At 69.5% G+C, this 7,175-nt stretch carries 8 protein-coding genes and 1 pseudogene; 5 read left to right on the plus strand and 4 right to left on the minus strand.

Annotated elements, in window-relative coordinates:
* A pseudogene (gene glnQ / locus MLGJGCBP_RS54300) lies at nt 1-77 on the minus strand (glutamine ABC transporter ATP-binding protein GlnQ); the annotation flags it as partial.
* A 4-nt stretch (nt 78-81) separates the two neighbouring features.
* The gene (locus MLGJGCBP_RS14720) at nt 82-1,200 is read right to left on the minus strand and encodes an Rv0361 family membrane protein (protein WP_160096471.1); all 1,119 of its coding nucleotides are present in this window, start codon (nt 1,198-1,200) and stop codon (nt 82-84) included.
* A 138-nt stretch (nt 1,201-1,338) separates the two neighbouring features.
* Here MLGJGCBP_RS14720 and MLGJGCBP_RS14725 point away from each other — a divergent pair, with 138 nt between their 5' ends.
* From MLGJGCBP_RS14725 to MLGJGCBP_RS14740, 4 genes are all read left to right on the plus strand, one after another.
* On the plus strand, nt 1,339-1,755 hold the full coding sequence (locus tag MLGJGCBP_RS14725; protein ID WP_087561414.1) for a DUF3151 domain-containing protein: 417 nt from the start codon (nt 1,339-1,341) through the stop codon (nt 1,753-1,755).
* A 64-nt stretch (nt 1,756-1,819) separates the two neighbouring features.
* On the plus strand, nt 1,820-2,887 hold the full coding sequence (locus MLGJGCBP_RS14730) for an FUSC family protein (protein ID WP_087561415.1): 1,068 nt from the start codon (nt 1,820-1,822) through the stop codon (nt 2,885-2,887).
* A gap of 72 nt (nt 2,888-2,959) precedes the next feature.
* Nucleotides 2,960-3,886 (plus strand): cation diffusion facilitator family transporter, encoded by a 927-nt coding sequence (locus MLGJGCBP_RS14735; RefSeq protein WP_160096473.1) that lies wholly within the window; start codon nt 2,960-2,962, stop codon nt 3,884-3,886.
* 67 nt (nt 3,887-3,953) lie between these two features.
* The gene (locus MLGJGCBP_RS14740; RefSeq protein WP_087561417.1) at nt 3,954-4,361 is read left to right on the plus strand and encodes a hypothetical protein; all 408 of its coding nucleotides are present in this window, start codon (nt 3,954-3,956) and stop codon (nt 4,359-4,361) included.
* 3 nt (nt 4,362-4,364) lie between these two features.
* On the opposite strand, the gene MLGJGCBP_RS14745 is transcribed toward MLGJGCBP_RS14740, so the two are convergent.
* Nucleotides 4,365-4,826 (minus strand): pyridoxamine 5'-phosphate oxidase family protein, encoded by a 462-nt coding sequence (locus MLGJGCBP_RS14745; protein WP_160096475.1) that lies wholly within the window; start codon nt 4,824-4,826, stop codon nt 4,365-4,367.
* A 63-nt stretch (nt 4,827-4,889) separates the two neighbouring features.
* Here MLGJGCBP_RS14745 and MLGJGCBP_RS14750 point away from each other — a divergent pair, with 63 nt between their 5' ends.
* Nucleotides 4,890-5,846, plus strand: coding sequence for a helix-turn-helix transcriptional regulator (locus tag MLGJGCBP_RS14750; protein ID WP_160096477.1), 957 nt, complete (start codon nt 4,890-4,892; stop codon nt 5,844-5,846).
* A gap of 3 nt (nt 5,847-5,849) precedes the next feature.
* Here MLGJGCBP_RS14750 and MLGJGCBP_RS14755 read toward each other — a convergent pair whose 3' ends face one another.
* A complete protein-coding gene (locus tag MLGJGCBP_RS14755) occupies nt 5,850-7,019 on the minus strand; it encodes a thiolase family protein (protein ID WP_160096479.1) in 1,170 nt (389 codons plus the stop codon).
* Between the last annotated feature and the right edge of the window lie 156 nt (nt 7,020-7,175).

Raw genomic sequence — 7,175 nt, forward strand, 5'->3', positions numbered from 1 at the left:
AGTACGTCCTTCGGGGTGCCGCGTTCGAGCACGACACCGTTGTCGACGAACAGCACCTGGTCGGCCACCTGCTGCGCTCGTTTATCGGGGGTCGCAGATCTTCCAGGTGCCGTCGACCTTCTCGAGGTTGAACGTGCGCCACGACTGCTCGGCCGGGTTGGCGGCCGTGTGGGCCTTCACCTGGGCGATGGCCGTGTCACCGGTGATCTGCACCGCGTCGACGCCGCCGACCACGGGAATGTTCTGCTGCGTCACGGCGACCTGGTGGACCTCGGCGAAGTCCTGATCGGAAATGCCCTGGTAGTACTCGGCGAGGCTGCCGCACGTGCTGGTGCGCAGCGTCGCCAGGTCACCCTGGGTGAGAGCGGCGACGAACGTGTCGATCGTTCCCTGCACCTGAGCTTCGGGTGCATTCTCGGCCTGGTTGTTGTTGTAGACCACGATCCCGGCGACCGCGATGGCGGCGACGACGATCACGCCGGCGGCGATCGCGGCGAACAGCCACGCCTTCCCGTGCTTCTTCGAGGGCTTCTCGGCTGCGGCGACGCGCTTCGGCGCGCTCTGCTGCGGCGGCAGCACCCGCTGCGGTGCGGCCTTCGGCGGTGCGGGCGCCGGCCGCGGGGGAGCGGGCGGCGGGGGAACGGGCCGACCGTTCTGCGGCTGCTGAGGCCGGTTCGCCTGGGGTGCCGGCCGGGGTGGCGGCGGTGTCGACGGGACGGCGGGTCTGGTCACCGGGATCGCGACCGTCTCGTCGCCGGACGGCGCCTTCGCCTGGCCCTGCTGGCTCTGCTGGTTCTGCGTGTTCGGGGTGCGGCGCATCTGCACCGTCGCGGCCTCGGGTGCGGCCCGTCCACCCGTCTGCGTGGGGATCGCGGTGGTGGCCGCCTCGGATGCCTTCTCCTCCGGCTTCGCTCCGGGAGCCGCGCCGGCTCGAGGTGCTTCCGCCCGCGGGCGGGGCGCCGGGGGCTTGGGCAGCTCGGACTGCGGCTCGACGGGCTTCTCCGCCGCCTTCTCGGGGGCCTTCTTCTGTGGGGGATTCGGCTCGGGCGAGGACTTTGCCTCCGGCGCGGGCTGGGAGGACTTCGCAGGCTTCGCGGTCGCGTCGGCGGCCTTGCCTGCGGTGGTGTCGGCCGCAGCCGGGCCGGACGGTGCGTCCGTGGCCGGCTTCTGAGTCGGATCGTCTTTCTTCGGGTCCTGCACGCGCTGCCCCTCGGTCTGCAGAGAAATGAACGTTGGAGGCAGCCTAACGACATCGCGAGTCATCGGAGACCACGAGAGGGCGCGTCGCGGACGCGGGCCGACGCACTGACGGCTCCGCGGCGGGGGCACAATAGGCGCATGACGTCTTTCGGTGACCTTCTCGGACCACAGCCCACGCTGCTTCCCGGGGACGACGAGGCCGAGTCGGCCCTGTTGAACCACGAGGATCCGGCTTCCGTGGCAGCCGCCCATCCCACCGCATCCATCGCATGGGCCTACCTGGCCGAGGCCGCCCTCGACGCAGACCAGACCATCACGGCCTACGCCTACGCGCGCACCGGGTACCACCGTGGCCTGGACCAGCTGCGTCGCAACGGCTGGAAGGGTTTCGGCCCGGTTCCTTACGCCCACGAACCCAACCGCGGTTTCCTCCGCTGCGTCGCCGTCCTGGCGAAGGCGGCGAAGGCGATCGGCGAAACGGACGAGTACGCGCGGTGCCTCGACCTGCTCGAGGACTGCGATCCCCGAGCCGCCGAAGCGCTTGGCGTCAGTTAACGCCCTCGGTACAGCGAAAGTCCGTGGCCGGGACGGGCTGAGGACCTCGGTTCACCGGTTGCGGGTGTCGGCGCTGCCCATCCTGCAGTGCGCGATCGCGGCCGGTGCCGCGTGGTGGGTGGCGACGGTGGTGATCGGTCATCCGACGCCGTTCTTCGCTCCCATCGCCGCGGTGGTGTCGCTGGGCTTGTCGCTCGGCGCCCGCCTGCGTCGTTCTGTCGAGTTGGTGGCCGGTGTCACGATCGGGATCGGGGTCGGCGACCTCATCGTCTCCGTCATCGGAAGTGGCGCCTGGCAGATCACTCTCGTCGTCATACTGGCGATGTCCGCGGCGGTGCTGCTGAACAGCGGCCCGATCTTCTCGATGCAGGCGGGCAACTCCGCGGTGCTCGTGGCGACGCTGCTGCCTCCCGGCGGTGCCGCCGGGATCAACCGCATGGTGGACGCCCTGACCGGTGGTCTGGTGGGGATCGCCGTCGTCGCGCTGATTCCCACGCATCCCGTGGGGCGGGCGCGCAAGTACGCCGCGAACGTTCTCGGGACGGCGTCCGAGGTGATGCAGTTGGTGGCCGACGGGTTGGTGGCCAACGACGACAAGCCCATCGAGGAGGCGCTGCGGAAGGCGCGGGCGACGCAGGCGTCCATCGACACGCTGCGGACCCACCTGGCGGGTGGCCGCGAGATCAGCCGCATCTCGCCGCTGTACTGGAACACCCGGGGCAGACTCGAGCGCCTCACCGCAGCCGCGGACCCACTCGACAACGCGCTGCGCAACATCCGGGTTCTCGCGCGGCGGTCGCTCACGCTGGTGCGGGACGACGAGATCCTCAACCCGCGGCTCGTCGACCAGGTGGAGAAGCTCGCCCACGCGTTGGAAACCCTTCGGCAGATGGCGCTCGCGGACCCCGGTCAGCAACCCGACCAGGCCGAGGCGGCGCGGGTGCTGCGGTCGGTGGCGTCCGGCCTGAAACCGGAACTGGTGGAGAACGCGGGCCTGTCGGCCACCGTCGTCTTCGCGCAGATCCGGTCTCTGACCGTCGACCTTCTGCAGGTCGCAGGGCTGAAACGCATCTCGGCCATCGCGACGCTGCCGCCGACGGTGGAGAAACCGGCGTATCGTCCCGAACTCTGACCGCCCGAGCACGCTGTTGAACATATGCGCATGTACGCATATGATCGGCACAACTCGGGAGGAGGCTCACCTATGGGAGTCGGTCACGGACATTCGCACGGCCACACACCAGGTGCCGGTGAGGTAGGCCCGTCCCGGGGGCGGATCCGCCGCATGGTGATCGCTCTCGTCATCCTCCTCGCGTTCCTGGTCCTCGAGGTCGTCGTCGGCCTGACCGTCAACTCGCTGTCGCTGCTCGCCGACGCCGGACACATGCTGACCGACGTCGTCGGAATGTCGATGGGACTCGTCGCACTCCTCCTCGCCCGCAAGGGCAGTGCCACCGCAGCCCGGACCTTCGGCTGGCACCGCGCCGAAGTGCTCACGGCCATGGCCAACGCCGCGATGCTGCTCGCCGTCGCGATCTGGGTGTTCTACGAGGCCATCTCCCGGATCGGCGACGTCCCCGAACTTCCCGGCATGGCGCTGATCCTCACCGCATCCGTCGGTCTCGCCGCGAACCTCGTGGTGATGCTGATGCTCCGCGCCGATTCCAAGGACAGCCTGGCCGTCCGCGGCGCCTACCTCGAAGTGCTCGCGGACGCCGTCGGCAGTGTCGGCGTGCTCATCGCCGGCGCCGTCGTGCTGGTGTTCGACTGGACCTACGCCGACATCATCGTCGGTGTCCTCATCTCGCTGTGGGTGGTGCCGCGGGCGATGAAACTGGCCGCCGCGTCGCTGCGCATCCTCACCCAGGCCTCGCCCGAGGACGTCGACGTCGAATCGGTGCAGGCCGACCTCGAGGCGCTGCCCGGGGTCACCGGCGTGCACGACCTGCACGTGTGGACGCTCACCACGGGAATGGATGTGGCCACCGTCCACCTCACCACCGAGGCCGACTCGTCCACGGTCCTCGAAGCGGCGCGGACCGTCCTGGAGAGTCACCACCTCTCGCACGCGACCGTGCAGGTCGAGTCCACCGCCAACGGGCGCCACTGCGCCGAGAACGTCACCTGGTAGACCCTGTCTGTTTCGTCCGGAATCGCGGCGGGAAATCGTTGTCGGACGACTCACGGAAGGGAACACCATGTCCACTCTCGCAGCGTTCGCACGACCCGCCGCCGTTGCCGCACTCGGTGCGGCCGCCCTCTTCGCAGCGCCCGCCGCCGCCTCTGCCGCGCCGTTCATGCCCGATCCGCTGGCGAACTGTACGCCGGCCGCGACTTTGGGTGTCGAGAAGGAAGGCAACCAGGTCGAGTGGGAGTTCGAGGGACCCGAGAAGGCTACGACCGACGCTCAGGTGACGTACCTCAACATCGGTGGCCAGGCGCCGACGATCGGCACGTCCGGCCCGTTGGCGAACGGTGAGGGTGTGGAACGGGATCTGCCCGGCTTGACCGCCCATCTGATCCCCGGCGGCAGCTACGACGCCGATGGTGCAGGTACGGCGTCGCAGCCCTGTGCGCTCGGCTTCGGATTCGCCGTCACGCAGTGACCGTCACTTGGTGAACCGGGTGACGCCCGCGCCCGGGCGCCACAGATCGACGTACAGGTGCTCGCCGTCGACGGTGGTGTGCACCACCTCGTCGAGGTCGAGTTCGAAGACGTCCGCCTCGGGGATCTCGTCGGGGTAGCGGTCGACGATCTTCTGCTTTCGTTCCCCGAGGATCTCCCGGGCGCGGCCGCTGATCTTGGCGTCGCCGCCCTCCATCGTGTGGTGACCGGGGTTGCTGTGGAGGGAGTATCGCGGATCGCGTTGCAGGTCCTGCACTTTGCGTGCGCCGACCATCGATCCGAGCAGCAACGCGCCGTCGTGGAACTCGACCTCGGTGCCGCTCACCCGCGGGGAACCGTCCTTGCGGAGCGTCGCCAGCACGTGGTGCTTGTGCGCCTCGAAGCGCGCGGCGACGGCCTTGGCGAGGTCGGGTGCTTCTGTCTCGAACTGTGCCCAGTTGGTCATGCCGGCCAGTGTGCGCGCATATCCCTGACATCTACTGTCAGGGATTCTGTCTAGACTCGGAGGATGCGTTCGAGTCGGCTCGTCGAGGTGATGCTCCGTCTGGAGGGCAGTCGCGGGGCCACCGCACAGCAACTCGCGGACGAGCTGGGCGTCTCGGTTCGCACCGTGTATCGCGACGTCACGGCGTTGTCGGCGGCGGGGGTCCCGTTGTGGACGGAGAGCGGACCCGGGGGCGGGATCCGGTTGCTCGACGGCTGGCAGTCGAAACTCGGCGGCATGACGGGGGCGGAGACGTCCGCGTTGATGTTGCTCGGGGTCCCGTCGATCGCCGAGGATCTCGGTCTTCGCGACGTCACCGCGGCGGCGCAGTCGAAGTTGCTGGGGGCGTTGCCGGTTCCGCTGCGGGCCGGGGCGCAGCTGTGGCGGGACCGGCTGTACGTCGACGCGCCCGGCTGGTTCGACGGGCCACAAGACAACGGCGACCTCCCGGTGGTCGCGTCCGCGGTGCTCGAGGGGCGGCGTCTGGGTATTCGTTACCGCAAGGGGAACCGTTCGGCGGCAAGAACACTCGACCCCCTGGGATTGGTGGCAAAGGCCGGCGTCTGGTATCTCGTTGCGCAGCATCGCGGACGGACGCTGTCGTACCGGGTGTCGCGGATCAGTGATGCGACCGTGCTGAATCAGCCGGCGGTGCGGCCCGGCGATTTCGATCTCGGTGCGTGGTGGACGGCGTCGGTGGCCGAATTCGACCGTGCCCTCCTGCGATTCCGGTGCCGGGTGCGGCTCTCGCCCGCGGCGTGGCGCCGGCTGCCCCGGGTGGTCGGGGTGGAAGCCGCTCGCGTCGAACCCGGCCCGCCCGACGACGACGGCTGGGTCACCGTCGACCTGTTGCTCGAAGCCGAGGACGTGGCCCTCGACCAGCTGACCGCTCTCGGCGGGGGCGTCGAAGCGCTCCAGCCGCAGTCGCTGCGGGACTCGCTGCGTGCGGTGGGAGAGGCGATCACCCGCCGGAACGGCTGAGGGTCACCCGAGGCGTTCGAGGACGGTGGCGTTGGCGAGTCCGCCCGCCTCGCACATGGTCTGCAGTCCGAACCGGGCCCCGCGCTGCTCCATGGCATTCACCAGTGTGGTCATGAGCCGGGCGCCACTGGCCCCCAGTGGATGTCCGAGCGCGATCGCACCGCCGTGCACGTTGACCCGGGCCAGGTCGGCTCCGGTCTCCGCCGCCCAGGCCAGAACCACCGGCGCGAAGGCCTCGTTGACCTCGAACAGGTCGATGTCGGAGATGTCGAGTCCGCTGCGCTGCAGCACCTTACGCGTCGCGGGAATGACGGCGGTGAGCATCATCAGCGGGTCGTCGCCGACGACGGCGAAGCTGTGGAGCCGAGCCAGGGGCCGCAGTCCGAGGCGTCCCGCGATCTCGCTCGTGGTGATCATGAGCGCCGCACTGCCGTCCGACTGGGGACTGCTGTTGCCCGCGGTGATCGACCAGTCGACCTGCGGGAACCGCTCCCCGTAGATTTCGCTGCGGAAGGCGGGTCGCAGGCCGGCGAGCGCGGCCGCCGTTGTATCCGGCCGGATGGCCTCGTCGACGCCCAGCTCCGGGAGGGCGGCGAGTTCCTTCGTGAAGTTCCCGGCACTCGTTGCCGCCGCGGCCTTGTGGTGGCTGCGCAGCGCGAAGTCGTCCAGTTGGGTACGTGAGAGTCCCCACCGGTCGGCGATGAGTTCGGCGCTGATGCCCTGCGGAACGAGGCCGTCGGGGTAGCGGCGCTCGAAGCCGACGCCCATCGTCTCGCGTCCGATGCTGCTGGACCCCATGGGGACTCGGCTCATCGATTCGACACCGGCGGCGACGACGATGTCGTAGGCGCCGGACAGCACGCCCTGCGCGGCGAAGTGGGCGGCCTGCTGGCTGCTGCCGCACTGCCGGTCGACGGTCGTGCCGGGAACGGACTCGGGGAACCCGGCGGCGAGTAGTGCACTGCGGGTGATGTTCTGGCTCTGGTCGCCGACCTGGGTGACGGTGCCGCCGATGACGTCGTCGATCAGTGCGGGATCGATACCCGTGCGCTCGACGAGGGTCGACAGGCTGTGGGCGAGGAGGTCGACGGGATGCACCCCGTGCAGGGCGCCGGAGGGCTTGCCCTTGCCGATCGGCGTGCGGACGGCCTCGACGATGACGGCGTCTCTCATGACTGTTCCTTTCGCTGCCGTGAGTACTTGTCATCCCTGAAAAGGGGCGGGTAGTCAAGTGCTGGCATCTGGGTGTTTCGGTTTCGGGGCCTGTGGGTGGACGGCGTCGATCCGGGCCGCGGGGGCGGGACGCAGCGCCCGCAGCGTCAGCGAGGA

It is taken from the genome of Rhodococcus sp. T7 (assembly GCF_009872365.1).
Classification (GTDB): Bacteria; Actinomycetota; Actinomycetes; order Mycobacteriales; family Mycobacteriaceae; genus Rhodococcus_F.

Bases quoted from the DNA above. Each gene is read 5' to 3' on its own strand.
- MLGJGCBP_RS14725 (WP_087561414.1), top strand. From the start codon at position 1,339: ATGACGTCTTTCGGTGACCTTCTCGGACCACAGCCCACGCTGCTTCCC.
- MLGJGCBP_RS14735 (WP_160096473.1), top strand. From the start codon at position 2,960: ATGGGAGTCGGTCACGGACATTCGCACGGCCACACACCAGGTGCCGGT.
- MLGJGCBP_RS14740 (WP_087561417.1), top strand. From the start codon at position 3,954: ATGTCCACTCTCGCAGCGTTCGCACGACCCGCCGCCGTTGCCGCACTC.
- MLGJGCBP_RS14745 (WP_160096475.1), bottom strand. From the start codon at position 4,826: ATGACCAACTGGGCACAGTTCGAGACAGAAGCACCCGACCTCGCCAAG.
- MLGJGCBP_RS14750 (WP_160096477.1), top strand. From the start codon at position 4,890: ATGCGTTCGAGTCGGCTCGTCGAGGTGATGCTCCGTCTGGAGGGCAGT.
- MLGJGCBP_RS14755 (WP_160096479.1), bottom strand. From the start codon at position 7,019: ATGAGAGACGCCGTCATCGTCGAGGCCGTCCGCACGCCGATCGGCAAG.